Origin of the sequence: Acidovorax delafieldii 2AN (assembly GCF_000175235.1) — a bacterium.
Classification (GTDB): Bacteria; Pseudomonadota; Gammaproteobacteria; order Burkholderiales; family Burkholderiaceae_C; genus Acidovorax; species Acidovorax delafieldii_B.
In genome coordinates this window covers 1-814 of sequence record NZ_ACQT01000586.1, presented here as the reverse complement: position 1 = coordinate 814, position 814 = coordinate 1, and the positions used below count along the sequence as shown (strand labels likewise).

Sequence of the window (814 nt, the reverse complement as noted above, 5' to 3'; positions counted from 1 at the left end):
GGTTGGTCTTGCCCTGGCGTGCCAGGGCAGTGTGCCGGGCACGGGCGACGCGTTCGCGCACGGCGGCGCTCGATTCACCGGGCGGTGCGTCCAGCAATTCGCTGACGGGCAGCGCCGGCACCTCCACGTGCAGGTCGATGCGGTCGAGCAGGGGCCCGCTGAGCTTGCCCTGGTAGCGCGCCACCTGGTCGGGCGTGCAGCGGCAGGCCCGCTGCGCGGACCCCAGGAAGCCACAGGGGCAGGGGTTCATTGCCGCCACCATCTGGAAGCGCGCCGGGAATTCCGCGCGCCGGGCGGCGCGGGCGATCGTGATGCGCCCGGTCTCCAGGGGCTCGCGCAGGGCCTCCAAAGCGGCACGGGGAAACTCGGGCAGCTCGTCGAGAAAGAGCACGCCCTGGTGGGCCAGCGATATTTCGCCGGGCTGGGGCGGCGATCCACTGTCGATTACATTCATTTATAAGACTTCATATGAAGGTTTCCCCATGAGCAACGGATTGATACACTACTAGTTGATGAGAGAGGCTACACAACTTTCCATGACGGATCACAAAATTACAATAGTTGAAGTGACTGAATCTGAAAAAGGTGTGCGGAAGATTCCTAGAAGCTATCGCTCGGTGACAGGGCGGGCTCAAGCATCGGGCGAAACCGTTCCGTATGAAAGCACTCTTGAGCGTGATTTCGCTTATTTGGCCGATTTTGACGACGAGGTGGACACAATCATCAGCCAACCGTTGTGTATTCGCTACCGCGTGAACAACGGCCGCTTACGCCGGTACACCGTGGACTTCCTGCTGAAGTTTCGTCCACTAGA

At 61.1% G+C, this 814-nt stretch carries 2 pseudogenes; one reads left to right on the top strand and one right to left on the bottom strand.

Features of this window, described 5'->3' with window-relative positions:
* Positions 1-448 (bottom strand): annotated as a pseudogene (locus ACDELDRAFT_RS23210) (ATP-binding protein); the annotation flags it as partial.
* An 88-nt stretch (positions 449-536) separates the two neighbouring features.
* On the opposite strand from ACDELDRAFT_RS23210, the pseudogene ACDELDRAFT_RS25270 reads away from it, so the two are divergent.
* Positions 537-814 (top strand): annotated as a pseudogene (locus tag ACDELDRAFT_RS25270) (hypothetical protein); the annotation flags it as partial.